Here is a 24,151-nt window from a genome sequence, read left to right as displayed (position 1 = left end):
CGCCGAACCTAACCCCCGTCGTCGTCCACGCGGTGCACCGACTGGTTGTCGGCGATCAGTTCGGCGATGATGCCGGCCAGCCGGCGATAGGACTCGTCGCGGCCGGACGAGGAACGAAACACCAGACCGATGCGCCGGTGCGGGCGCGGTGCGGCGAACCGGGCGAGACCGACACTGCTGCGCGCGGTTTCGACCGCGACGGCGGTCTGCGGGATCAAGGTCACGCCCAGTCCTCCGGCCACACACTGCACCGCCGTCGCCAGCGAAGCCGCCCGGGTGTCGGCCGGCTCGGCGCGCACCCCCGCCTCCCGGCACGCGTCCAGGGCCTGGTCGCGCAGACAGTGACCCTCGTCCAGCAGCAGCAACGGCAACTCCGCGAGCACGGTAGCGGGTACCCGCTGCTTTCCCGACAGCGCGTGGCCGGGAGGCAGTGCCAGCACAAAATCCTCCTCGTACATGGCGATTGCGGTGAGGCCCGCGGCGTCGGCGGGCAGCGCGATCAGGGCCGCGTCCAGCGCGCCGTCGCGCAGCAAGCCCAGCAGCCGCTCGGTCTTGTCCTCCACGACCCGCAACGTCAGGTCGGGCAGCCGTCGCGGCAGCCCGGCCAGAACCGCCGGCAGCACGTAGGGCGCGACCGTGGGGATCAAGCCGAGCCGGACCGTGCCGTCCAGCGGATCGCCGGTACCGGCGGCGGCGCGGGTGAAGGCCTCCGCCGCGTCGACGACGGCGCGAGCCAGCGGCAGCAGTTGTTCGCCCTCGGCCGTGATGCGAACTCTGCGAGTGGAACGCTCGACGAGGTGGGTCCCCAGCCCGGTCTCCAGCGTCGCCAGCGCCTGCGATAATGTCGACTGACTGAGGCCGAGAACCGTTGCGGCGCTGCCGAAATGCTGTTTCTGCGCCACCGCCACGAAGGCCCGGAGGCCGGCCAGGGTAGGTTGGAAACTCTTATCGGACATACCTATCAGTGTAGTGCGACAAATCACCTTTACTTCACAGCCGGTGCGGGGCAACATGGTGGCAGACCACCTAATCTTGAATGAATCCAGATAAGGAGCGATATGTCTTTGTTGACGATTGGCCAGCAATTCCCGGCATACCAGCTGACCGCTTTGATCGGCGGCGACCTGTCCCAGGTCGACGCGCAGCAGCCGGGCGACTACTTCACCACCATCACCAGTGACGACCACCCGGGCAAGTGGCGCATCGTGTTCTTCTGGCCCAAGGACTTCACCTTCGTGTGCCCCACCGAGATCGCCGCCTTCGGCAAGCTGAACGACGAGTTCGAGGACCGCGACGCGCAGGTGCTGGGTGTCTCGATCGACAGCGAGTTCGTCCACTTCCAGTGGCGGGCGCAGCACGAGGATCTCAAGAAGCTGCCCTTCCCGATGTTGTCCGACATCAAGCGGGAACTCTCGCAGGCCACCGGGGTGCTCAACGCTGACGGAGTCGCCGACCGCGTCACCTTCATCGTCGATCCGAACAACGAAATCCAATTCGTCTCTGCCACCGCCGGATCCGTGGGGCGTAACGTCGACGAGGTGCTGCGGGTGCTGGATGCCCTGCAATCCGACGAGCTGTGCGCGTGCAACTGGCGCAAGGGTGACCCGACGATCGACGCCGGCGAGTTGTTGAAGGCTTCGGCGTAAGGAGGCCTGATGAGCATCGAGAATCTCAAAGCCGCCCTGCCGGAATACGCCAAGGACCTCAAGCTCAACCTCGGCTCGATCACCCGCACCACGGCGCTGAACGAAGAGCAGTTGTGGGGCACCCTGCTGGCGTGCGCCGCGGCGACCCGCAACGCCCAGGTGCTGGGTGAGATCGGCGCCGAAGCGGCCGACATCCTCTCGGAGCAGGCCTACAACGCCGCGCTGGGAGCCGCGTCCATCATGGGAATGAACAACGTCTTCTACCGGGGCCGCGGCTTCCTGGAAGGCGCCTACGACGACCTGCGGGCCGGGCTGCGGATGAACATCATCGCCAATCCCGGTGTGGACAAAGCGAACTTCGAGCTCTGGAGCTTCGCCGTGTCCTCGATCAACGGCTGCGGCCACTGCGTGGTGGCCCACGAGCACACCCTGCGCGAGTCGGGAGTGGGCCGCGAGGCCATTCTGGAGGCGCTGAAGGTGGCAGCTATCGTTTCCGGTGTGGCACAGGCAATCAGCGCGGCCCAGACACTGGCGGCGGTCGGCTGATCCCCAAGGTGAGCGGACCCTCCTGGATCGAGCACTCGATCTGGTGGCAGGTGTATCCCCTGGGCTTCGTCGGGGCCTTCCCTTCGGAAGCCCCGCCGGACCCGGGGGAACACCGGCTACGCCGGCTCGTCGACTGGTTCGACCACGCCATCGCGCTGGGCGCATCCGGCGTCGCACTAGGGCCGATCTTTCACTCGCGCACCCACGGCTACGACACCACCGATCACTTCCGGATCGACCCGCGCCTCGGTGACGACGCCGACTTCGACCATCTCATCGAGCAAGCGCGTAAACGGGGCCTGCGCGTGCTGCTGGACGGCGTCTTCAATCACGTCGGCGCCGACTTCGCGCGCTACGGCGACCCGGAATCGGCACACTGGTTCAGCGGCGACACCTTCGAAGGCCACGCGGAGCTGATCACCCTCAACCACCAGGACCCGGGGGTCGCCGACTACGTCACCGACGTGATGTCGCACTGGTTGGACCGGGGCGCCGACGGCTGGCGGCTTGATGCGGCTTATACCGTGCCGCAACGATTCTGGGCCGAGGTGCTGCCCCGGGTCCGCGACCGCCACGCTGACGCGTGGTTCGTCGGTGAGTTGATCCACGGCGACTACGCCGCCGTCGTCGAATCGGCGCGGTTCGACTCGGCCACCCAGTACGAGCTGTGGAAGGCCATCTGGAGCAGCCTGAACGACGGCAATTTCTTCGAGCTGGACCACGCGCTGCAACGGCATAACGCATTTCTGGAAACCTTTGTGCCGCAGACGTTCATCGGCAATCACGACGTCACCCGGATCGCCAGCCGCCTCGAGAACCCCGCCCATCCGGCGCACTCGCTGGTGCTTCTGCTGACGATCGGTGGTGTGCCCAGTATCTACGCCGGCGACGAGTTCGGCTTCCGCGGGGTCAAGGAAGAACGGTATGGCGGCGACGACGCGGTGCGCCCCGAGTTCCCTTCACCCCCAATCTCGTTGGACGAATCCGGAGCACAGGTCTGGGCGTTGTACCAGTACCTGGTCGGGTTGCGTCGGCGCCACCCGTGGTTGCACCGGGCGACAACCAGCGCCGTGCGACTGGAAAACAAGCACTATGTCTACGAAACCCGCAGCGGCCAAGACGCGCTGCTGGTCGCCCTCAACATCGACGACGAGCCACTGCGTCTGTCGCTGCCAAAGCTCGGCACGCCGCGCGCCCGCCTGATCGCCGGCTCGACGGCGCCTCCGGATGAGGTCGTCGACCACGTCGTCATCGAACCGCACGGCTGGCGGATTCTGAGTCCCTAGCCCAGCCGCTCGACGGTCAGCGGGTCCGGCTCGCCGCCGTAGTACTTGTCCAGCAACGCCAGGAAGTCGTGGTTGTCGTCGGTGGCGTTGGCGAACAACGTCACCGACGAACGCAGCTTGAGATCATCGGGCCAGCCGAAAATTTGTTCGGCGGAGCGGCCGTGGATCTCGTTCACCAGTGCGACGCATTCGCGCAGGCGCGGCCCCAGCACCGGATGGTCCAGATAGGCGCGGGCCTCCTCCAGGTCGGCGATCGCGTACTGCTGCGCGGTCGGGCTATTGCCGAGTCCACGAATCTGCGGAAACACGAACCACATCCAGTGGCTGCGTTTGCGTGCGGCCCGCAATTCGTCGAGCACGCTGTCGTACACCCGGTCCTGCGCATCCACAAAGCGCTGCAAGTCAGACATCTCTCCACCGTCGCACACTGGTTAGATGAACTGATGGCGGTCAGGCGGCAGGTGCCCAAAGTTCGCGATCTGGCGCCGCTGCTGCAGTTCAAGAAGCCGCAGCTGGACCGCACCAAACGGCGCCTGGATGCCGCGCTCACCATCGAGGACCTGCGCCGCATCGCCAAGCGGCGCACCCCGAAGGCGGCCTTCGACTACACCGACGGCGCCGCCGAGGATGAGCTGTCCATCGCGCGGGCTCGACAAGCGTTCCGCGACATAGAGTTTCATCCGACCATCCTGCGCGACGTCACTACTGTGACGCCCGGATGGGACGTCCTGGGCCGGCCGGTGGCCCTGCCGTTCGCGATCGCACCGACCGGATTCACCCGCTTGATGCACACCGAGGGTGAGATCGCCGGGGCGCGAGCCGCGGCCTCCGTCGGCATTCCGTTCTCGTTGTCCACGCTGGGGACTACCGCGATCGAAGACCTGGTGGCCGCCGCACCGCAGGGCCGCAAGTGGTTTCAGCTCTACATGTGGCGTGATCGAGAGCGCTCGATGGAACTGGTCCAGCGGGCCGCCGACGCAGGCTTCGACACCATGCTGGTGACGGTCGACGTTCCGGTGGCCGGCGCCCGGCTGCGCGATGTGCGCAACGGCATGGCTATCCCGCCGGCGCTGACGCTGCGCACCGTGCTCGACGCGGTGCCCCACCCGCAGTGGTGGTTCGACCTGCTGACCACCGAACCGCTGTCGTTCGCGTCCCTCGACCGCTGGTCGGGCACCGTGGGCGAGTACCTGAACACCATGTTCGACCCGAGCGTCACCTTCGACGACCTGGCCTGGATCAAGTCGCGGTGGCCGGGCAAGCTTGTCGTCAAAGGCATTCAGACGCTGGACGACGCCCGGGCCGTCGTCGAGCGGGGTGTGGACGGGATCGTCTTGTCGAATCATGGTGGGCGCCAACTCGATCGGGCGCCGGTGCCGTTCCATCTGTTGCCCGTGGTGGCCCGGGAGCTGGGCAACGACACCGAGATACTGATGGACACCGGCATCATGTCCGGCGCCGACATCGTCGCCGCGATCGCCCTCGGGGCGCGCTGCACTCTGGTTGGGCGTGCCTACCTCTACGGGCTGATGGCCGGTGGTGAGGCGGGTGTCCGGCGCGCGATCGAGGTCCTGCAGAGCGGTGTCACGCGGACCATGGCGTTACTGGGTGTGACGTCCTTGCAAGAGCTTTCGCCCAGGCACGTCACTCAGCTGAGGCGGCTGGAGCCGCGATGACGCGGTTGCGCACCAGGTCGTTGAAGGCCTGACCCGGCCCCACGTAATCGAACAGGCGCGGTGGATAGTGCGTGACGTACATGGTGCGCCGCCCGCCGGCGTCGGTCGGCTCCGGTGAGGCGTGCATCAAGTCCTGGACATGCACGGTGACGTCGCCCGGCGCGGTGTCGATGCTCACGACCGGTACCCCGTCGAGCCGTTGTTCCCACCGGTAGTGGACGGCCTGACCATGGCTGCCGGGCACGACCTGCAAGTTGCCGCTCGAGGGGTCCGATCCGGTGAGCTGGATACCGACGGTGACCGCCGGGCACATGATGGCGTGGCCACCCATTCCGCAGTCCTGGTGCCAGGGAATGTTGGACAGCCCGGTCGTCTTTCCCGGCACCTTGAGCAGCACCGCGCTGCCCTCCATCCGGTCCGGGGCCGCGCGCAGGGCGGGGTCGAGCAGGGTGCCGAGCCTGCGCACCCGCGGATCGCTTTCCAGGGCGGCGAGTACCGGCGAGCGCAACGTTGCGTAAACCAACCGGCACAACGCTTGGGCACCGTCGTCGGTGGTGACCCACCAGGACTCGTCGTCCCCCGGGCGCGCCCGGGCCGCAAGCCGGTCGATCTCGCGGTTAGCCGCCCGCATCTCCTCGGCTGTGAACACGGAGCGGACGTGCAGGTAGCCCATGGTCTGCAGCTGAGAGGCCAGTTCGGCGTCGTCGGTATCGAGGGTGAACGTGGCGGCCGGGTCGCGGCCGGCAAAGTCGGCTCGGGAAGGGTCGTAGGGAGGTATGCCGGCATGCAGATATCGCAGGATCGGATCCCAGTCGGCCAGCTGCTCGAATCCTCCCCGCTCGAAGGCGAGTTCGTTGCTGAGCAGCAGGTTGATGGCGGTGCGTATCTGGCCCACCAGGTCGCCCCAGGCCTGCCGGGACAGGCGCACCACGACAGCTGAGTCGGTGCGGCCGCCGTCCACGCGGATCGTTGCACCGTCGACGGCGTAGGTGACCGCGTCATCGTCGACCAGGAAGGTGACCGCGGCCGTGGGGCCGAGGTCGATGGCCGCGGCCCGCAGGATTTCCGGGTCGAGGGCGGGGGGTGTGAGCGGCACCACCCGATTATCGCGCGGCGCGGCCCCGCATTCGGAACAAATCGGCGCCCGGCTGGGTTTAGCGAAGCAGACTCAACTTTTGGAGGATTGATGGCTGAAGCCAAATCGGTTCCCGTGCTGTTCGTTACCGACACCATCGTGTTGCCCGGCATGGTGGTGCCGATCGCACTGGACTCGAGCTCGCAGGCCGCACAAGCGGCAATCGATGCCGCGCGGGCAAGCGATTCAGGGCAGTTGCTGATCGCGCCCCGGCTGGACGACCGGTACCCCTCGCACGGTGTGATCGCGAAGATCTTGCAGGTGGGACGCATGCCCGGAGGGGGCAGCGCCGCCGTCGTGCGGGGTGAGAACCGTGCGCAGATCGGTGCCGGCGCTTCCGGCCCGGGCGCCGCGTTGTGGGTCGAGGTGACCGAGGTCCCCGAGGCCGAGGTGACCGACGAGATCAAGGCGCTGGCAGCGGAGTACAAGAAGGTGCTGCTGGCCATCCTGCAGCGGCGCGAGGCCTGGCAAATCGTCGACTACGTCAACAGCCTGACCGACCCGTCCGCGCTGGCGGACACCTCGGGATACGCCTCATACCTCAGCGACATGCAGAAGCGGCAGTTGCTGGAAACGGTGGATGTGGCCGAGCGACTGCGCGTGCTGATCGAGTGGACCGGCGAGCACCTGGCCGAGACCGAGGTCAACGACAAGATCGCCGAAGACGTCCGCGAAGGCATGGAGAAGACGCAGAAGGAATTCCTGCTGCGCCAGCAATTGGCCGCAATCCGCAAGGAACTCGGCGAGGAGGGAGCCGACGGACCAGGAGGGGTAGCGGACTATCGGGCGCGGGTCAAGGCGGCCGAGCTGCCCGAGAAGGTGCGGGAAGCCGCGCTGCGCGAGGTCGGCAAGCTGGAACGTTCCAGCGACCAGAGCCCGGAAAGCGGCTGGATCCGCACCTGGTTGGACACCGTGCTCGACCTGCCGTGGAACGTCCGGACCGAGGACTCGACGGACCTGACCGGCGCGCGGGCCATCCTGGACGCCGATCACCACGGACTGGACGACGTCAAGGACCGCATCGTCGAATACCTGGCCGTGCGGACCCGCCGTGCGCAACGCGGTCTGCAGCTGGTGGGTGGCCGCGGCTCCGGCGCGGTGATGGTGCTGGCCGGTCCCCCCGGGGTCGGTAAGACGTCGCTGGGCGAGAGCGTGGCCCGTGCTCTGGGCCGCAAGTTCGTCCGCGTCGCCCTCGGTGGCGTGCGTGACGAGGCCGAGATTCGCGGCCACCGGCGCACCTATGTGGGCGCGCTGCCGGGCCGCATCGTGCGGGCCATCGGTGAAGCGGGTTCGATGAATCCCGTTGTGCTGCTGGACGAGATCGACAAGGTCGGCTCCGATTACCGGGGTGACCCGAGTGCGGCGCTGCTCGAGGTGCTCGACCCGGCGCAGAACCACACCTTCCGCGACCATTACCTGGACCTGGATCTGGACCTGTCCGACGTCGTGTTCCTGGCCACCGCCAACGTGATCGAGAACATCCCGTCGGCGCTGCTGGACCGCATGGAGCTGGTGCAGATCGACGGCTACACCGAGGACGACAAGGTCGCCATCGCCCGCGACTACCTGCTGCCCCGGCAGCGGGAACGGGCGGCACTGACCGAGGACGAGGTCACGGTCACCGACGCCGCGCTGCGCAAGATCGCGGCGGACTACACACGGGAACCCGGGGTGCGGCAGTTCGAAAGGCTATTGGCCAAGGCGTTGCGCAAGGTGACCACCAAGCTCGCGCAGGACAATTCGTCGATCACGGTCGACGAACCCGACCTGGTCGGCTACTTGGGCCGTCCGCGCTTCACGCCGGAATCGGCCGAACGCACGGCGGTGCCGGGCGTGGCTACCGGCCTGGCCGTCACCGGTCTGGGTGGGGACGTGCTCTACATCGAAGCCGGAAGCACCGACGGGGAGCCGGGATTGCAGCTGACCGGTCAGTTGGGTGACGTGATGAAGGAGTCGGCGCAGATCGCGCTGTCCTACGTGCGCTCGCACGCCAACGAGCTGGGTGTGGACCCGAAGGTGCTGGACCGGCGCATCCACGTGCACGTGCCGGCCGGCGCGGTGCCCAAAGACGGGCCGTCCGCCGGGGTGACCATGGTGACCGCCCTGGTCTCGATGGCCACCGGACGGCAGGTCCGCTCGGATGTCGGCATGACCGGTGAGGTCACGCTGAACGGCCGGGTGCTACCGATCGGCGGCGTCAAGCAGAAGCTGCTTGCCGCGCAGCGCGCTGGGCTCTCGACGGTCTTCATCCCGGCGCGAAACGAGCCCGATCTGGACGATGTGCCCGCCGAAGTCCTCGGCGCGCTGACCGTGAAACCGATGACGGATGTCGCGGAGATCGTCGCCCAGGCCCTGGAACCGGCGGCGCAGGAGGCCACGGTCGCAGCCTGAGACCCGCCGGGCAGCTTCCGGGCTGCCCGGCGAAGTCTGTCAAGTAGCTGGAAGGTTGCTGAAAAAAATCCGGGCACACAGGTTTTCGCGGTCGGGCGGCGGGTAACTCAAGCGGCGGGGGAAACAACAGAACAACACGTCAACGTCTGTTGCGCTGCCCGCGTGGCAGTCTCACCGCTCGACAAGGAGTTCTCATGAAGTTCAGCAAGATTGCAGCTACCGCCGCGATGACCGGCGCTCTCGGATCGGCCGCCCTCGGAATCGGCGCCGGTTTCGCGCAGGCCGATCCGTCCGGACCGGGTGGACCCGGACCCAACGTGCCTGGCCCGAACATCCCCGGACCCAACGTGCCGGGGCAGAACGTGCCTGGCCAGGAGCCGGGACCGGGCTACATCCCGGGCCAGCCGATCTGTAGCGGCGGACCGGGTGTCAACTGCAACGGCCCGGGCAGCCCGCTTCCTCCCGGGCAGAACGGATTCCCGCCGCCGGGGCACTACAACGACCCCGGCCGGTACGGCCTTCCCGCCACCTGGATTGCGCCGGGCACCGATGTCGCGCTGCCCGTCGTGTTCAACGCCGAGGTGGGCGCGTGGGGCGTCTACACCACCACTGGTTTCGTCGCCATCAACACCTAGAGCCCCTGCAACGAGACGGCCGCCTCCACCGGGGGCGGCCGTTCTCGTCTGCGGGGTGGCAAGATCACCGATGTGAGTCTGAAACGTCAGTTCGTGCACCGGGTACAGCGGCTGGTCGTCAATCCGCTGGGCCGCAAGTTGCCGGTCACCATGCTGGAGACGACAGGACGCAAGTCGGGTCAGCCCCGGCTCACCGCGGTGGGTGGCGCCCTGGTGGACAACCAGTTCTGGATGGTCTCCGAACACGGTGAACATTCGGACTACGTGCGCAATCTCAAGGCCAACCCGGCCGTCCGGGTGCGCATCAACGGCGAATGGCGCGCCGGTACCGCCCACCTGCTGCCCGCGGACGACCCCTTCCGGCGGTTGGGAAATCTGCCTCGGCTCAACAGTGCCGTCGTGCGGCTGATGGGCACCGAGCTGCTGACCATTCGAGTGGATCTGGACTGACGCGGCCGTGGGCTACGACACCGACCTCGCCAATCGGATCCGCGAACTGCTGGCCCCCGAGCCGACCGACGAGATGCAGATGTTCGGTGGGCTGGCGTTCCTGATCGGCGGCAACATGGCGGTGGCCGTCAGCGGTCAGGGTGGTCTGCTGGTTCGGGTGCCGCGGGAAGACACCGACAGGCTGCTCGGGCACGCGCACGTCAGCCCCATGGTGATGGCCGGACGGGAAACCCGCGGCTGGCTCCGTGTTGCCGCCGAAGGCGTGAAAACCCAACGCCAGCTTCGCACTTGGGTGAACCGCGGAGCCGACTATGCGCGCAGCCTGCCGCCCAAGTGACAGCGTGCGTTTGCCCGTAGCCGATGCGGGTACGCCGCCGCTATGGATGCTGCAGAGCAGCGGGTAGCACGGCTGCTCAAGGTCGCCGGCACCACCTACGCGGAGCAGGCCGGGATCCGGCTCGCCGACAAGCCGATGCCACTGTTCCAGCTGTTGGTGCTGTGCATGCTGGCCAGCAAACCCATTGACGCCGAGATTGCGACCCGGGCTGCGAAGGAACTTTTCACCGCGGGTCTGCGCACCCCGAAAGCCGTACTGGCCGCCGACCGGCGCACCGTGATCGAGGCGTTCGGTCGCGCCCACTACGTGCGCTACGACGAAAGCTCCGCCACCAGACTGCGCGATATCGCCGAGCACGTGCGCGACGAGTTCGGCGGCGACCTGCGCCGAATCGCTGACCGCAGTGACTACAACCCACCGCAGGCGGCCCGAATGCTCAAGCAATTCAAGGGCATTGGTGACACTGGCGCGGATATCTTCTTGCGCGAGGTGCAAGACGTCTGGACCTGGGTGCGCCCACACTTCGACGATCGGGCCACCGCCGCCGCGAAAGAGCTGCAGCTTCCCGCCGACCCGGCCAAACTTTCGGCCTTCGCGCCGCGCAGCAACGCCCGGCTGGCGGCGGCGCTGGTGCGTGCCTCGCTGGATGACCAGGTGGGCCTGCGAGTAACCGGTTGACGGACCGATGACCGTGGGGATCGGCACTTCCGGGTGGTCCTACGACCACTGGGCGGGCGGGCTCTATCCGGTGGGCCTGCCCTCCGCGCGGCGCTTGCACCGGTATGTCGAGGTCTTCGACACGGTCGAGTTGAACGCCAGTTTCTATCGCTGGCCCAAGGATTCGACGTTCGCCGGCTGGCGTGATCAGCTGCCGCCCGGCTTCACCATGTCGGTCAAGGCACATCGGGGTCTCACCCACTATCGCCGGCTCGCCACCGCGGGTCCCTGGGTAGAGCGGTTCGAGCGCTGCTGGCAGCTGCTCGGCGACCGGCGCGGCGTGTTGCTGGTGCAACTGCATCCGGACCAGCAGCGCGACGACGCCCGGCTCGACTCGTTCCTGAGCCTGTTGCCGGCCGCCATCCGGACCGCGGTCGAGTTGCGGCACCCGTCCTGGAACGACCCCGCGGTTTTCGAGTTGCTCGAGCGGCACCGCGCCGCGTACGTGGTGATGAGCGGTCCCGGCCTGACGTGCATCCCCCGCGCCACGACCGACCTGGTGTACGTCCGGATGCACGGACCTGGCCAGGACAGCATGTACGCCGGTTCGTATCCCGTGGACGAGTTGCGGTGTTGGGCCGAGCGCATCGCCGAGTGGACCGCGCAATCCCGCGACGTATGGATGTACTTCAACAATGACCTGGGCGGGCACGCGGTGCGAAACGCACTGTCGCTGAAGGAGATTCTCGACAATAGGTGAGGAGTGACCATGAGCTCGACAACGTTCGTCATCGTCGGCGGTGGGCTCGCCGCGGCGAAAGCGGCAGAGGCCCTGCGGGACAGTGATTTCGACGGGCAGATCGCGTTGTTCGCCGACGAGGAATTCCTGCCCTACGAGCGGCCGCCGCTGTCGAAAGACTATCTGGCAGGGGCCAAGTCGCTGCACGATTTCACCGTGCAGAACTCGGACTGGTACCGGGAGCGACGCGTCGACCTTAGGCTCAACACCCGGGTGGACTCGCTGGACACCGCCGCGCACACGGTCGGTTTCGACGACGGTGCGACGCTGCGTTACGACAAGCTGCTGCTGGCAACCGGATCGGTGTCGCGACGCCCTCCGATTCCCGGCTGTGACGCCGGCGGAGTGCACTATCTGCGCACCTACCGGGACGCCGTTTCGCTGAATTCGGTTCTCGCCGAGGGATCTTCGCTCGCGGTGGTGGGTGCCGGCTGGATCGGCCTGGAGGTGGCGGCCGGCGCACGGCAGCGCGGCGTGGACGTCACCGTTGTGGAATCCGCGGTGCAGCCGCTGTTGGGGGCGTTGGGCGAGCGGGTCGGTGCGGTGTTCGCCGATCTGCACCGCGACCACGGGGTGCAGTTGCGGCTGGAAACCCAGGTCGAGCAGATCACCGTCGAGGACGGTCAGGCCACCGGCCTGGCGCTGGCCGGTGGCTCCAGCGTCACCGCCGACGCGGTGCTGGTCGCGGTGGGCGCCAAACCCAATGTCGAGTTGGCCGAACAGGCCGGGCTGGAAATGGCCGACGGCGGGGTGGCGGTCGATGCGTCGCTGTGCACCAGCGTTCCGGATGTCTTCGCCGTCGGCGACATCGCCGCCGCGCAGCATCCGTTCTTCGGTGTGCGGATCCGCACCGAGCATTGGGCCAACGCGCTCAAGCAACCCGCCGTGGCGGTCGCCGGAATGCTCGGCAACCCGGGCGAATACGACGAGCTGCCCTATTTCTTCACCGACCAGTACGACCTCGGCATGGAATACGCCGGGCATGCGTCCGGCTCCGAGCACGTAGTGTTCCGCGGGGACGTCAGCGGTCGGGAATTCGTCGCGTTCTGGCTCGATGACGACAATCGGGTGCTGGCCGGTATGAACGTCAACGTCTGGGACGTGCTCGACGACATCAAGGGTCTGATCCGGTCCGGGACCCCGGTCGATGCCGAGCGCCTGGCCGACGCGAACGCCCCGTTGCGCTGACGCTCAGGGGTTCCAGTTGTGGTCGATGATGTCGGGCGGATGCTGGGCCTGTAGGCGTTCCCGTTCGGCACGCCGGCGCTTGACCCGAAGCCGGGCATCGACCGGCATGGCGACGAGCTCATCACACAGCAGGTAACACATGTCGTCCACGGTGTCGATCAGATCCGCCGCAACCCGACGAGTTCCCAACTCACGCAACGTCATTCGCAACTCATGGGTGAACCGCAGGGTGGTGTCGTGGGCCAGCTCCCGGGAGTTGCGGGCGCTGTCGGCCAATCGCTGAGCCAGCGAGCCGGCGGTCTGCGCCGCTTCGGGTTCAGCGGCGGCCGCGGCGGCGACCGCCAGCAGTTGTCCGGGTTCGTCGCCGAACGTCGGGTTGGCCAGCTCGGCTTCCCCGCGGCCGCGGTGGCCGAGGGCGGCGACGGCGGTGTCCAGCGCGGCCGCGGCCGCCGGGGACAAGGCCCGGATGCTGCCGACGTTGCCCTCGGCGGCCAGCGCCAACAACGGCGGGTCGGCTCGCAGCACCGCCGTCAACGCCTTGGTTTCGGCCGCGACGCGGTCGCTTTCCATGATGACGCCGACCCCGGAGATGCCCGCTCCCCTGCGCTCCAGGGCCGCCGCCGTGATTCCGGAGTCGATCACCCACAGGCCGGTCAGCACCCAGCCCTGGTGAATGCGGTCGCGCAACAACCGGATTCGCACTTCCAGAGCCGCGTCCGGTAGCGCGCCCAGTGCCTCGGCATCGAGATGTTCCCGGGTCGCGGCAGCCACATAGGCCTGCGTGTCGGCGCGCAGGTGACGCAGCAGCGCCAGCGATCGCGCCGTCACGACCGCCTTGGCGACCGACCCACGGGGACCGCCGGCCAGTTCGGGGCGCCCGAACGGTAGCAATTCCGCGGCCGGCGGCTCAGCACCGAGCGTGCGCCGGGTCACCGCATGCTCGTCCCAGCCCGGCAATTGGGCGGCGGCCACGATGTTGGCCGACACCCCGACATAGGGCCGGTGGCCGAATACCGCGATGGCCCGCTCCGCCCACTCCTGGGCCACCACGTCGCCCAGCGCCAACACCCGTCCCATTGCCTGCCCGGCAGCGCGCAGGCCGCTGCACTGCACGTCCAGCGTGATCGGAGTCAGTGGCCCCGGCAGCGCATCGGCGAGGCTGGCGGTGCTGAAGACCGGGAACCGCGGGTCGACGCGGTCGTCGAACTCGCCCTCGAGCCCCTCGGGAGCGACGCTGCGCAATGATTCGTCGGCCGGGGCCGGACGCGGCAGGGGTTCCACCGGTAGCGGGAATTGCCCCGCTCCGGTGGTCGCGCCCCAGGGATCGAGCTTGCGGCCGGCCAGCCCCCGGCCGGTGTCTACCACCGCGTCCAGTGCTTGCCAGCCATACTGGAAATTCCAAACCTCTTGTGCCGCACTGATATCCAGATCCGGGACAAGATTGTCCCAGCCGCGGACACCGTGCAGGCGCATTCTGGGGTCGACGGATCGCAGCACCCGCCACGCGGTGATCAGGTTGGTGGTGTCCGGGGTGGCCAGGTCGACGACCCCGCAGCGGTCGGTGCCGAGCGCCCCGACCAGGAACCGGACCAGGTCCTCGACGTGCAAGAACCTGATGGGGCGCGCGGATACCTTGGCGCGCATCAGGGTCGCCACGGTGCGGCAGGTCATCCAGTCCAGCTGCCGGCCGAGCAGCGGTGCGACGCGAACGACCAGGCTCGGTGCCCAACCGGTGGAAACCAGCGTCTCGGCCGGACGGTAGAGCTCCGCCCGCCCGGCCGCCTGCGACACGAACAGCAGCCGGGCCCCCGCGCGCGCCGCCGCATTCGCCACGTGCGCGACTCCGGTGATACCTGCGCCACCCGGTGCGCCGCTGTCGACCGGGGCCAGGTGGATCACGGCGTCGGCGTCGGCGGCCAGTTGCATCAGGACCGGGTCATCCAGCGGCGCGCACTTGAATTCGACGTGCGGATCCAGGTAGTCGTGCGGGTAGGGGGCGATGCCGCTGACCGTGTGGCCGGCGGCGACCAGCTGGCGCGCGACCAGCCGCCCGACGGTGCCTGCGGCGTCGGTCAGCAGCACGTGCACGTGGCGTCACCTCCCGGGGTATGCCAACGACAATAAGCACGCCCGACCGTGTTGCGCATTTTTGAGTCTGTACCGTGACCCGGCCGGTCAGTGCAGTTTCGCGGTGCCGTCTGCGGCGACGGCGACCTTTGCCCCGGCGATGTCGTCGCGCACGGTGTCAGCCGCGGCAGCGGGATCGGTGATCACCGCAAGGACGCGCGCGTCGTCGGGCGTGCGGACGGCCAGGAACGCTTTTTCCGGCTGTCCGTCCCGATCGAACGGCGTGGTCCACGATTCGACGGTTCCGGTCCCTTCCCAGTCCACCAGACCGACGGTGGTGGGTTCCCGATCCACCGCGGATTGAACGTCCTCCCAACGAAATTCGTGGCTGCCGGGCTCGGTGCTGTAGATGCCGAAGCTGTGTTTGGTCAGGTAACCGCCGTTCGCGGTGATCAGGCCCCGCCGTCCCGGGTTGGCGATGAGCAGTTCGGCCATCGTCGCGATGGAGTGCGTGACGTAGTTGCTCCACGGTCCGCCGGCGAAGGTGAGGCCGCCGGTGACGGTGAGCGGGCGGGCCGGATCGTCGGTGGCCAGGCCGAGTTCGGCCGCCGCGACCTGGACGGCCGACGGGAAGCACGAGTACAGGTCCACGTAGTCGACGTCGTCGACGGTCAAGCCGGCCAGTTCCAGGGCCGTGCGCCCGCCGATCCGGATCGCCGGGGAGCGGTGCAGTTCGCCGCGCTCGGCGATCGCCGACGTGTCGTGGGCATCGGTGCCGGCCTGCGGGTACACCCAGCGTTCCTCGGGCACCTGCAGCTTCCGGGCCTGCTCGACCGACGTCAGGATGAGCGAGGCGCCCTGGTCGACCATGTTGTTGGAGTTCATCAGCTTGGTATAGGGCCAGCTGATCATCCGGTTCTGCGGGCTGGCTTCCCGGATCTCCTCGGCGCTGTGGCGGCGGCGGATCCACGCGTGCGGGTTGTCCGCCGCGACGGCGCTGAACCGCGCCCACAGCTCGCTGACGCGCTTGCCGTGCTCGGCCACCGACTCGCCATTGGCGATCCGCAGCGACTGTTCGAACATCGGATACACGAAGGACGGCCGGTCCAGCTTGATCTTGATCTCGGCGTCACCGGCCATCGGCACGTCGTCACCCGCGACCTCGGGCATCGGCACGGAATTGTCCTGCTCGGTCCACACCAGCCGGCGACCCTGCTTCTTCAGGGCGTTGCGGGTGCGCCAGGTCTCGGCCGCCGAGATCAGCACGACGCCGGCGCGGCCCTGCTGGATGTCCAGGCAGGCCTGGTTGACCAGCGACTGCGGGGTGTTGCCACCGACGCTGCTGTAGCTCGCGGTGAACTTGGCCAGGCCCAGGCGCTCGCCCAACAGCAGCCCCGGGTTGCGGTAGTGCGCTGACAGCATGTGCACCACCCGGATGGAGACTGGGATAGTCCGCAGGGCCTCGATGACCCGGGCATCCGCGGCGTTCCGGGTAGCGGTGACCATCAGATCGACCGGCTCGATGGACGGTTCGCTGGGGTCGGGTTCGTCGCGGTGGTTGACCTGGCCGTAACCGATCAGCACCGGAGTCCTGGGGTCCACGGGCATGCGTCGAACCTATCGCGGCCGGGATGCAGCACCCCGAGGGTCCCCCACGCCCGGCGGAAAAGGGGCCCGGGCGGGTTGGGGTCAGGCCGGTCCCGTCCGGTAGATCGACTTCAGCGTCCGATAGGCCTCCAGGCCCTCGGGACCCAGCTCCCGGCCCATCCCGCTGGCCTTCACCCCGCCGAACGGCGCCCGCACGTCCAGCGCGTAGTCGTTGACGCCGATGGTGCCGGTGTGCACGGCCCGCGCGACGGTGGTGGCCCGGTCGACGTCGGTGGACCAGACGGTGCCGGCCAGGCCGAACTCCGTGTCGTTGGCCAGCGCGACGGCCTCGTCGTCGCTGTCGTAGGCGCTGATGGTCAGCACCGGGCCGAAGACCTCCTCGCGGGCCAGCCGGTCGGAGTTGTCGACGTCGGCGAACACGGTCGGCGCCACGAACCAGCCGCGCGACTGTTCCTTCGGTATCGAGCCGCCGGCGACCAACCTCGCGCCGCTGCTCTTGCCGACGTCGATGTAGCCCAGGACCCGCTCGCGCTGCCGCGAGCTGACCATGGGACCGATCTCGGTGCCGGGGTCCAGCGGGTCCCCCACCGCCATGCTCTCGGCCAGCGCCGCGACGGCGTCGACGACCTCGTCATAGCGGGATTTCGGCGCCAGGATGCGTGAGCTCAGGTGGCAGGTCTGGCCGTTGTTGACGAAGGAGGCGTTGCGCAGTCCGCGCATCGTCGCGTCCAGGTCGGCGTCGTCGAGGATGATCGCCGCTGACTTGCCGCCCAACTCAAGAGTGACCGGGCGCATCAGACGCCCGCAGGTCTCGGCGACCAGGCGCCCGGTCGCAGTGGAACCGGTGAACGCGACCTTGTCGACACCGGGGTGCGAGACCAGGGCGGCGCCGACGGCCGGACCGCCCGACACCACGTTGAGCACCCCGGGCGGTAGCCCGGCCTCCGCCGCGGCCTCGGCGAAAACCAATGCGTCCAAAGCGGTTTCGGGTGACGCCTTGAGCACCACGGTGCAGCCCGCGGCCAGGGCGGGCGCCACCTTCATGGCGGCCAGCGCCTGTGGGTAGTTCCACGGCACGATCGCGCCCACCACCCCGACGGCCTCGCGGCGCACGATCGTGTGCCCGGTCACGCTCGGCCGGATCTCCTCGACCGGGACCTCGGTGACCAGTTGCGCGTAATACCGCAGCAGCAGCGCCGGGAAGGCGCCGTTGGCGCCGCGAGACAGCCGGATCGGCATGCCGTTCTCGCGCGTCACGAGCTCACTGGTCGCCTTGGCGCGCGCCTTGAGCGCATCGGCCATGGCGTTCAGGATTCCGGCGCGATGCTCGGGTGAACTGTTGCGCCAGTCCGGCAGGGCCCGGCGCGCGCCGGCGACGGCGGCGTCGATGTCGGATTCGCTGACAACGGCGCCCTCGCCGAGCGGTTCGCCGGTCGCGGCTTCCACCACCGTTTCGGCGGCGTCGGCGGTGCGGAACTGGCCATCCACGAAAAACTGTGCGGTTGAAGATGTCACGGGCCTGCCTCCGGTTCGTCCGCTGCGAACAGTACGCCTTCGTCGATCCACCGCTGCACCTCGTCAGGGCTCATCCCGAGCAGCTGTTCGCAGATCGCCCGGGTGTCCTGACCCGGCTGCGGGGCCGGACGTTGGCGGGCCGGCGGGATATGCCGGAACGGAGCCGGACCGGTTTCGGCGGGCAATATGCGCGCGATGAGCGGATGTGTCATGTCGCTGAACAGGTTTCGGTGCAGCAGTTGCGGATCCTCCAGAATGTCGGGTGGCCGGTTCATCGGGCCCGCGGCCACCTCGGCGTCCTGCAGTGCCTGAGCCGCCTGCAGCGGTGTGCGGGTGCCGGTCCATCGTTTGAGCGCGGATATCAGCCCGGCCCGGTCTGGTTCTCCCAAAAGCGCTGCCACGGCGTCCCATTCGTCGTCCGAGCCGATAGAGACCACACACCATTCGTCGTCACCGGCGCACGGGCAGACGGCGTGCACGCTGGTGTCGGTGCGGACTTCGGCGACGCCGGCGGCCAGCGCGGCTTCGGTGACGAACAACGTGTCGAGTTGGTTGACCACCACCTCGGCCTGCGAGATGTGCACATGGGCGCCTTGAACAGCGCGTCCGCCGGCGCGGTCGCGGCGGATCAGCGCGGCCAGGGCCAGGGTGGCGGCGATGCGCCCCACCACGTGGTCGGGGAAGATCGTTGTCGCGTCATAGAACGCGTGCCGGGTGCCCTCGGTGGGAGCGTCATCGGACGTCCACGCCCGGGTGGCGCCTGTCGTCGCCCGCACCAGAGGGCCGTAACCCAGCCGGGTACTCCACGGGCCCGTATTGCCGAACGCGCTGCTGCCCGCGAGCACGATCCGGGGGTTCAGCGCAGCCAGCGTGTCGTAGTCAAACCCAAGCGAGGCAAGCGTTCCCGGTTTGAAGTTGGCGAACACCGCGTCGGCTTCGGCGACCAGACGGCCAAAGATCTCCTTGCCGTCCGCGCTGCGCAGGTCGATGCCCAGCGCGCGGTGGTTGCGGTGGGTCCAGGCGAAGGATTCACTCATCGCGTCGCCGGCCCGCGCCTGCCGTAGACCGTCGGGGTACTCGGCCGACTCCACCTTGATGACGTCGGCGCCCAGGTCGCCGAACAGTCGGGCCAGTTCGCCGCCGGCGACGATGATGCCGAGGTCCAGGATTCGAAGACCCTGCAGTGGATAGTCGCCGCCGGTGCCGGACGGTGACAGCGCCGGCGCCGGACCGGCCGGCCAGCGCGGTTCGTCATGCCCGACGGCAGGCGCCGGCGTCCGGAAGCCGCAGTGCGCGCCGTCGACGACGAAGTAACCGGTCGGCACCTGAGTGTGCACGCCGGGCACCAGTTCGGCGTCGGTGATGGCGCCGACCTCGTGAAAGTGCTCCGACTCCAAAATCCTGGCCGGGGTGAGCACCGCGGCGATCGGGACCCCGTGTGCCTGACCGGCGGCCACCAATTCCTTCATGGTCTTCCCGGCGAACAGCGCCTGCACCAGCACGCTGATCTGCGGCCACGCCGCGAACCGCGCGCCGATCGCCTCGTACTTGGGGTCCTGGAAGTCCTCGGGCTCCCCCAGCCAGCGGCGCAGCCCCCGCCATTGGCGCGGCGCCATTACGCACAGCCGGACGTAGCCGTCCTGACACGGATAGATCGGGTACGCGTCCTGGTTCTTGGGGCGGCCCCGCCACCGGCTGCCGCTGCGGACGCCGGCGGCGGCCTGGCCGTGCGCGCCGAACGCCGGGTCGAGCGCCATGACCACCGCATCGAACCGGGAGAAGTCGATGTAATCCCCTGTGCCACAACGTAATCGATTGTAGTAGGCGGCCAGGGCGGCCCACGCGGCCTGTGCCGCGGCTGTTGCCGAGGCGATCCCGGTCGGCGGCAGCACAGGGGTGCCCACGGTGGGGCCGGTGCGCGACAGCGACCCCGACATGGCGTACAGCACCGCGTCGGTGGCCCGCCAGGACGCGCGCGGACCCGTCGCGCCGAAATCGCTGATCGACAGCACGACCAGGTGCGGGTAGCGGTCGGCCAGTTCGGGCCCGGACGTTCCGTAGCCGGCGGCCTGACCGGTGTCGACGAGGATGTCCGCCGCGGCGACCAGCTCGTGTAATCGCCGGCGGTCGCCCTCGTTCGCCGGGTCGAGCACGGTGCTGCGTTTGTTGGCGTTGTGCACGGCGAACGGGATGCTCGCGCCGGCCAGGGTCGGCAGCGTTGTGCGGGCCGGGCTACCGCCGGGCGGCTCCACCTTCAGAACGTCTGCCCCCAGATCGGCCAGCAGACGGGTGACGGAGTCGGCGTCGCCGACGGACAAGTCCACGACCCGGACCGCATCAAGGAGCTTCTCCGGCATGGGCATCACCGTAGTCAAGCCAGCGTGCGGCGGTACCGCACCTCCTCCGCCGGCCGGCCGCCGTACACCCGGCTGCGCTGCGCCCCGTCGGGACGCCAGCCGTCGCGCGCGTAGAACTCCCGCGCCCGGTCGTTACCCCGCAGCACCCACAGGGCGGCGTCGGTGAAGCCGCGCTCCGCCAGGCGCTTTCGGGCGGCGGCGATCAACATCGTGCCGATGCCCGTCCTTAGCCGGCGCGGATCCACGTAGAGAGCCATCAGCTCACCATGATCGGCGAGGTCGTCATCCCGGCACAGGCCCACGCTGGTAAAGCCGCAGACGGCGTTCTCGCGGATGGCGACGAGGGTGGACGGGACCCGCAGGCCCACCCGACCGAAGTCGTACCGGGACACCCATGCTTCGGGCGACAGGGCGTCCAGGTAGTCCTGATCGATCAGGCCCCGGTATGCCGAGCGCCAGGATCGCACGTGTAGCTCGGCGACCTGGAGGGCATCGGCCGGGACGGCGTCGCGTACCTCCGTCATGGTTGCAGTATCCGGCGGCCTAACGTGTCTGCCATGACAGATTCGGGATCGGTCGGGTTGGGGCGTGCCGCAAAGGTCGGCGGCAAGGTCATTGTGGTGACCGGCGGCGCGCGGGGCATCGGGTTGGCGACGGCGACGGCGCTGCACAAGTTGGGCGCCAAAGTCGCCATCGGGGACATCGACGAGGCGACGGTCAAAGAGTCCGGCGCCGACCTCGGTCTCGAGGTGTACGGGAAACTCGATGTCACGGACGCCAATTCGTTCGCCGATTTCCTGGATCAGGTCGAGCGTCAGCTCGGACCGATCGACGTGCTGGTCAACAACGCCGGCATCATGCCGGTCGGCCGGATCATCGACGAGCCCGACGCCGTCACCCGGCGCATCCTGGACATCAACGTCTACGGCGTCATCCTCGGCAGCAAGCTGGCCGCCCAGCGCATGGTTCCGCGCGGGCAGGGCCATGTCATCAACATCGCCTCACTGGCCGGGGAAATGCACATCGTCGGGCTGGCCACGTATGTCGCCAGCAAGCACGCGGTGCTCGGCTTCACCGACTCGGCCAGGCTGGAATACCGCGCGGCGGGCGTGCATTTCTCGTCGGTGCTGCCCACGTTCGTCAATACCGAACTGGTCGCGGGGACCTCCGGGATGAAAGGCTTCCGCAACGCCGAGCCGGCCGAGATCGCCGAGGCCGTCGTCGGGCTGATAGCCCAGCCCAAGCCGCGGGTGCGGATCACGAAGATCGCCGGGGCCATGGTCACGTCGCAGAAATTCTGGCCGCGCCGGGCCGCCGAGGCGCTGAACCGTCTGATCGGCGGCGACCACGTCTTCACCGACCAGATCGACGTCGAGAAGCGCCGCGCCTACGAGGCTCGCGCCCGCGGCGAGGAATGAGCTCGTAAGGCGTAGTTCATTTGAGGGCTCGACAATCGGGTAGATGAGCCCCATGAGTCCACAGACCGCGACCGGAACCCTGTCCAGTGACGAGACCCTGTCCAGTGACGAATTGGCGTTGATCCACGCCTACTGGCGAGCCGCGAACTACCTCTCGGTCGGTCAGATCTACCTGCTGGACAATCCCCTGCTCGCCGAGCCCCTGGCCGCCGAACACGTCAAACCCCGGCTGCTCGGCCACTGGGGCACCACGCCCGGGCTCAACCTGATTTACGCCCACCTGAACCGCGTCATCCGCAACCGCGACGCCAACGTCATCTACATCACCGGGCCGGGCCACGGCGGACCCGGACTGGTGGCCAACGCCTACCTCGAAGGCACCTACAGCGAGGTCTACACCGGCATCGAGGAAAGCACCGAGGGCCTGCGCAAGCTGTTTCGGCAGTTCTCCTTCCCCGGCGGCATCCCCAGTCACGTGGCCGCGCAGACGCCGGGGTCGATCCATGAAGGCGGCGAACTGGGCTACGCCCTGGTGCACGCGTACGGCGCGGCGTTCGACAATCCGGATCTGGTGGTCGCCTGCGTGGTGGGCGACGGCGAGGCGGAGACCGGGCCGCTGGCCGCGAGCTGGCACTCGAACAAGTTCCTCAACCCGGCGGTCGACGGCGCGGTGCTGCCGATCCTGCACCTCAACGGCTACAAGATCGCCAACCCGACAGTCTTGGCGCGGATCCCGGAGCCCGAGCTCGACTCGCTGATGCGCGGCTACGGCTACCGTCCGATCACCGTGGCCGGCGACGACCCGGACAGCGTGCACCGGCAGCTGGCCGCCGCCCTGGACGATGCGTTCGACGACATTGCAGCCATACAGCAGGCCGCCCGCTCCGGTTCGACGACGGAGCGACCGGTGTGGCCGATGATCGTGCTGCGCACACCGAAGGGCTGGACCGGTCCCAAGGTGGTCGACGGCCATCAGGTGGAGGGCACCTGGCGCTCGCACCAGGTTCCGCTGGCCGCCACGCACGAGAACCCTGAGCACCGCGAGCAGCTGGAAGAGTGGCTGCGCAGTTACCGCCCCGACGAGCTGTTCGACGGCGACGGCAAGTTGCGGCCCGAGTTGAGAGCCATTGCACCGCAAGGTGATCGACGGATGAGCGCCAATCCGCACGCCAACGGCGGGGTGCTGCTGCACGACCTGGACCTGCCGGACTTCCGCGACTACGCCGTGGAGGTGGAGCGGCCTGCGGCCGCGACGCACGAGGCCACCCGCGTGCTCGGCACGTTCCTGCGCGACGTCATCAAGCGCAACCCCGACCGATTCCGGTTGATGGGCCCCGACGAGACCGCCTCCAACCGCCTGGACGCGGTGTTCGGCGCCACCGACCGGGTTTGGGTTTCGCGCACGGAGGCCGACGACGATCACCTCGCACCCGATGGTCGCGTGATGGAGGTGCTGTCCGAGCATCTGTGCCAGGGCTGGCTGGAGGGATATCTGCTGACCGGGCGGCACGGGTTGTTCAACTGTTACGAGGCGTTCGTGCACATCGTTGACTCGATGCTCAATCAGCACGCCAAGTGGCTGGCTACAACTTTGGACCTGCCCTGGCGGCGGCCAATCGCGTCGTTGAACTACCTGCTCAGCTCCCACGTGTGGCGCCAGGATCACAACGGCGCGTCCCATCAAGACCCCGGCTTCATCGACCTGGTCGCCAATAAGCGGGCCGAGCTGACCCGGGTGTACCTGCCGCCGGACGGCAATACGCTGCTGTCGGTGGCCGATCACTGCCTGCGCAGTCGCAACTACATCAACGTCATTGTGGCGGGCAAACAGCCCGCGCTGTCCTACCTCTCGATGGAGGATGCGGTCTTGCACTGCACCCGGGGTCTGGGGATCTGGCCGTGGGCCAGTACCGCGACCGCGGAGCCGGACGTGGTGCTGGGGTGCGCCGGCGACATTCCGACGCTGGAAATCCTTGCGGCAGCGGACATTCTGCGACGGGAACTGCCCGACCTGGCCGTGCGGGTGGTCAACGTGGTGGACCTGATGCGCCTGCAGCCGGATTCGGAACACCCGCATGGCTTGCCCGACAACGAATATGACGCATTGTTCACTCAGGACAAGCCGGTGATCTTCGCCTACCACGGCTATCCCTGGCTGATCCACCGCCTGACCTACCGTCGTGCCGGGCACCATCACATGCATGTGCGCGGCTTCAAGGAACGTGGCACCACCACAACGCCTTTCGACATGGTGATGCTCAACGACCTGGACCGCTTTCATCTGGTGATGGATGTGATCGATCGAGTGGACGGCCTGGCCAGCAGCGCGGCCGGCTTGCGCCAACGGATGGTCGACGCGCGCCTGTCGGCCCGTAACTACACCCGTGAGCACGGTGAAGACGACCCGCAGATCTCGGGATGGACCTGGCAGGCGGAGTGA

At 68.2% G+C, this 24,151-nt stretch carries 21 protein-coding genes; 13 read left to right on the top strand and 8 right to left on the bottom strand.

The window, feature by feature from the left end; translation table 11 throughout:
- Nucleotides 1-8 precede the first annotated feature (8 nt).
- Nucleotides 9-956 (bottom strand): hydrogen peroxide-inducible genes activator, encoded by a 948-nt coding sequence (locus C0J29_RS15915; protein WP_120792903.1) that lies wholly within the window; start codon nt 954-956, stop codon nt 9-11.
- Between the two features lie 102 nt (nt 957-1,058).
- Between C0J29_RS15915 and C0J29_RS15910 the strand changes: the two genes are divergently transcribed.
- The 3 genes from C0J29_RS15910 to C0J29_RS15900 are packed head-to-tail and all read left to right on the top strand — an operon-like array spanning nt 1,059 to nt 3,478.
- Nucleotides 1,059-1,646 carry a peroxiredoxin gene (locus tag C0J29_RS15910; protein ID WP_065044263.1) on the top strand — a complete coding sequence of 196 codons (588 nt, stop codon included), beginning with the start codon at nt 1,059-1,061 and terminating at the stop codon, nt 1,644-1,646.
- 9 nt (nt 1,647-1,655) lie between these two features.
- Nucleotides 1,656-2,192: an alkyl hydroperoxide reductase gene (locus C0J29_RS15905; protein WP_065163057.1), complete on the top strand. Its 537-nt coding sequence runs from the start codon at nt 1,656-1,658 to the stop codon at nt 2,190-2,192.
- A gap of 8 nt (nt 2,193-2,200) precedes the next feature.
- Entirely contained in the window at nt 2,201-3,478 is a 1,278-nt protein-coding gene (locus C0J29_RS15900; protein WP_370530843.1) for an alpha-amylase family protein, read from the top strand.
- Here C0J29_RS15900 and C0J29_RS15895 read toward each other — a convergent pair.
- Nucleotides 3,475-3,888, bottom strand: a complete 414-nt coding sequence (locus C0J29_RS15895) for a DUF1810 domain-containing protein (protein WP_120792901.1) — start codon at nt 3,886-3,888, stop codon at nt 3,475-3,477. The two genes, C0J29_RS15900 and C0J29_RS15895, sit on opposite strands and share 4 nt — an antisense overlap.
- Nucleotides 3,889-3,921: 33 nt before the next feature.
- On the opposite strand from C0J29_RS15895, the gene C0J29_RS15890 reads away from it, so the two are divergent.
- Complete coding sequence (locus tag C0J29_RS15890) at nt 3,922-5,154, top strand: alpha-hydroxy acid oxidase (protein WP_120792900.1); 1,233 nt, start codon at nt 3,922-3,924, stop codon at nt 5,152-5,154.
- Here C0J29_RS15890 and C0J29_RS15885 read toward each other — a convergent pair.
- Nucleotides 5,123-6,250 (bottom strand): phytanoyl-CoA dioxygenase family protein, encoded by a 1,128-nt coding sequence (locus tag C0J29_RS15885; RefSeq protein WP_162951482.1) that lies wholly within the window; start codon nt 6,248-6,250, stop codon nt 5,123-5,125. The two genes, C0J29_RS15890 and C0J29_RS15885, sit on opposite strands and share 32 nt — an antisense overlap.
- A 90-nt stretch (nt 6,251-6,340) precedes the next feature.
- Between C0J29_RS15885 and lon the strand changes: the two genes are divergently transcribed.
- The 7 genes from lon (at nt 6,341) to C0J29_RS15850 (ending at nt 12,746) form a co-directional block, all read left to right on the top strand.
- Complete coding sequence (gene lon, locus C0J29_RS15880) at nt 6,341-8,680, top strand: endopeptidase La (protein ID WP_120792898.1); 2,340 nt, start codon at nt 6,341-6,343, stop codon at nt 8,678-8,680.
- A gap of 194 nt (nt 8,681-8,874) precedes the next feature.
- Nucleotides 8,875-9,315, top strand: coding sequence for a hypothetical protein (locus C0J29_RS15875; RefSeq protein WP_120792897.1), 441 nt, complete (start codon nt 8,875-8,877; stop codon nt 9,313-9,315).
- A gap of 72 nt (nt 9,316-9,387) precedes the next feature.
- Complete coding sequence (locus C0J29_RS15870; RefSeq protein ID WP_120792896.1) at nt 9,388-9,765, top strand: nitroreductase family deazaflavin-dependent oxidoreductase; 378 nt, start codon at nt 9,388-9,390, stop codon at nt 9,763-9,765.
- Nucleotides 9,766-9,772: 7 nt separating this feature from the next.
- Nucleotides 9,773-10,102 (top strand): TfoX/Sxy family protein, encoded by a 330-nt coding sequence (locus tag C0J29_RS15865; RefSeq protein ID WP_120792895.1) that lies wholly within the window; start codon nt 9,773-9,775, stop codon nt 10,100-10,102.
- A gap of 42 nt (nt 10,103-10,144) precedes the next feature.
- The gene (locus tag C0J29_RS15860) at nt 10,145-10,780 is read left to right on the top strand and encodes an HhH-GDP family DNA glycosylase (protein ID WP_120792894.1); all 636 of its coding nucleotides are present in this window, start codon (nt 10,145-10,147) and stop codon (nt 10,778-10,780) included.
- A gap of 7 nt (nt 10,781-10,787) precedes the next feature.
- Complete coding sequence (locus C0J29_RS15855) at nt 10,788-11,519, top strand: DUF72 domain-containing protein (protein ID WP_120792893.1); 732 nt, start codon at nt 10,788-10,790, stop codon at nt 11,517-11,519.
- A 9-nt stretch (nt 11,520-11,528) separates the two neighbouring features.
- Nucleotides 11,529-12,746: an NAD(P)/FAD-dependent oxidoreductase gene (locus C0J29_RS15850; protein ID WP_120792892.1), complete on the top strand. Its 1,218-nt coding sequence runs from the start codon at nt 11,529-11,531 to the stop codon at nt 12,744-12,746.
- Nucleotides 12,747-12,749: 3 nt separating this feature from the next.
- Here C0J29_RS15850 and C0J29_RS15845 read toward each other — a convergent pair whose 3' ends face one another.
- From C0J29_RS15845 to C0J29_RS15825, 5 genes are all read right to left on the bottom strand, one after another.
- The gene (locus tag C0J29_RS15845) at nt 12,750-14,834 is read right to left on the bottom strand and encodes a Rossmann-fold NAD(P)-binding domain-containing protein (protein WP_120792891.1); all 2,085 of its coding nucleotides are present in this window, start codon (nt 14,832-14,834) and stop codon (nt 12,750-12,752) included.
- An 87-nt stretch (nt 14,835-14,921) separates the two neighbouring features.
- Complete coding sequence (locus tag C0J29_RS15840) at nt 14,922-16,421, bottom strand: acetyl-CoA acetyltransferase (RefSeq protein ID WP_120792890.1); 1,500 nt, start codon at nt 16,419-16,421, stop codon at nt 14,922-14,924.
- An 81-nt stretch (nt 16,422-16,502) separates the two neighbouring features.
- Nucleotides 16,503-17,936: an aldehyde dehydrogenase gene (locus tag C0J29_RS15835; RefSeq protein ID WP_120792889.1), complete on the bottom strand. Its 1,434-nt coding sequence runs from the start codon at nt 17,934-17,936 to the stop codon at nt 16,503-16,505.
- Nucleotides 17,933-20,299, bottom strand: a complete 2,367-nt coding sequence (locus C0J29_RS15830; RefSeq protein WP_120792888.1) for a CoA transferase — start codon at nt 20,297-20,299, stop codon at nt 17,933-17,935. Before C0J29_RS15830 ends, C0J29_RS15835 begins: the two co-directional genes overlap by 4 nt.
- Before the next feature lie 8 nt (nt 20,300-20,307).
- Nucleotides 20,308-20,817: a GNAT family N-acetyltransferase gene (locus tag C0J29_RS15825; protein WP_120792887.1), complete on the bottom strand. Its 510-nt coding sequence runs from the start codon at nt 20,815-20,817 to the stop codon at nt 20,308-20,310.
- Between the two features lie 33 nt (nt 20,818-20,850).
- Between C0J29_RS15825 and C0J29_RS15820 the strand changes: the two genes are divergently transcribed.
- Nucleotides 20,851-21,711, top strand: coding sequence for an SDR family oxidoreductase (locus tag C0J29_RS15820; RefSeq protein ID WP_065044280.1), 861 nt, complete (start codon nt 20,851-20,853; stop codon nt 21,709-21,711).
- A 52-nt stretch (nt 21,712-21,763) separates the two neighbouring features.
- Complete coding sequence (locus C0J29_RS15815) at nt 21,764-24,151, top strand: phosphoketolase family protein (RefSeq protein WP_065163045.1); 2,388 nt, start codon at nt 21,764-21,766, stop codon at nt 24,149-24,151.

The sequence above is a fragment of the Mycobacterium paragordonae genome, from assembly GCF_003614435.1.
Taxonomy (GTDB): domain Bacteria; phylum Actinomycetota; class Actinomycetes; order Mycobacteriales; family Mycobacteriaceae; genus Mycobacterium; species Mycobacterium paragordonae.
This window is presented reverse-complemented; position numbering and strand designations above follow the sequence as displayed.

Bases quoted from the DNA above. Each gene is read 5' to 3' on its own strand.
- C0J29_RS15820 (WP_065044280.1), top strand. From the start codon at position 20,851: ATGACAGATTCGGGATCGGTCGGGTTGGGGCGTGCCGCAAAGGTCGGC.
- lon (WP_120792898.1), top strand. From the start codon at position 6,341: ATGGCTGAAGCCAAATCGGTTCCCGTGCTGTTCGTTACCGACACCATC.
- C0J29_RS15875 (WP_120792897.1), top strand. From the start codon at position 8,875: ATGAAGTTCAGCAAGATTGCAGCTACCGCCGCGATGACCGGCGCTCTC.
- C0J29_RS15840 (WP_120792890.1), bottom strand. From the start codon at position 16,421: ATGCCCGTGGACCCCAGGACTCCGGTGCTGATCGGTTACGGCCAGGTC.
- C0J29_RS15860 (WP_120792894.1), top strand. From the start codon at position 10,145: ATGGATGCTGCAGAGCAGCGGGTAGCACGGCTGCTCAAGGTCGCCGGC.
- C0J29_RS15910 (WP_065044263.1), top strand. From the start codon at position 1,059: ATGTCTTTGTTGACGATTGGCCAGCAATTCCCGGCATACCAGCTGACC.
- C0J29_RS15830 (WP_120792888.1), bottom strand. From the start codon at position 20,299: ATGCCCATGCCGGAGAAGCTCCTTGATGCGGTCCGGGTCGTGGACTTG.
- C0J29_RS15850 (WP_120792892.1), top strand. From the start codon at position 11,529: ATGAGCTCGACAACGTTCGTCATCGTCGGCGGTGGGCTCGCCGCGGCG.
- C0J29_RS15895 (WP_120792901.1), bottom strand. From the start codon at position 3,888: ATGTCTGACTTGCAGCGCTTTGTGGATGCGCAGGACCGGGTGTACGAC.
- C0J29_RS15915 (WP_120792903.1), bottom strand. From the start codon at position 956: ATGTCCGATAAGAGTTTCCAACCTACCCTGGCCGGCCTCCGGGCCTTC.
- C0J29_RS15890 (WP_120792900.1), top strand. From the start codon at position 3,922: ATGGCGGTCAGGCGGCAGGTGCCCAAAGTTCGCGATCTGGCGCCGCTG.
- C0J29_RS15855 (WP_120792893.1), top strand. From the start codon at position 10,788: ATGACCGTGGGGATCGGCACTTCCGGGTGGTCCTACGACCACTGGGCG.
- C0J29_RS15815 (WP_065163045.1), top strand. From the start codon at position 21,764: ATGAGTCCACAGACCGCGACCGGAACCCTGTCCAGTGACGAGACCCTG.
- C0J29_RS15905 (WP_065163057.1), top strand. From the start codon at position 1,656: ATGAGCATCGAGAATCTCAAAGCCGCCCTGCCGGAATACGCCAAGGAC.
- C0J29_RS15825 (WP_120792887.1), bottom strand. From the start codon at position 20,817: ATGACGGAGGTACGCGACGCCGTCCCGGCCGATGCCCTCCAGGTCGCC.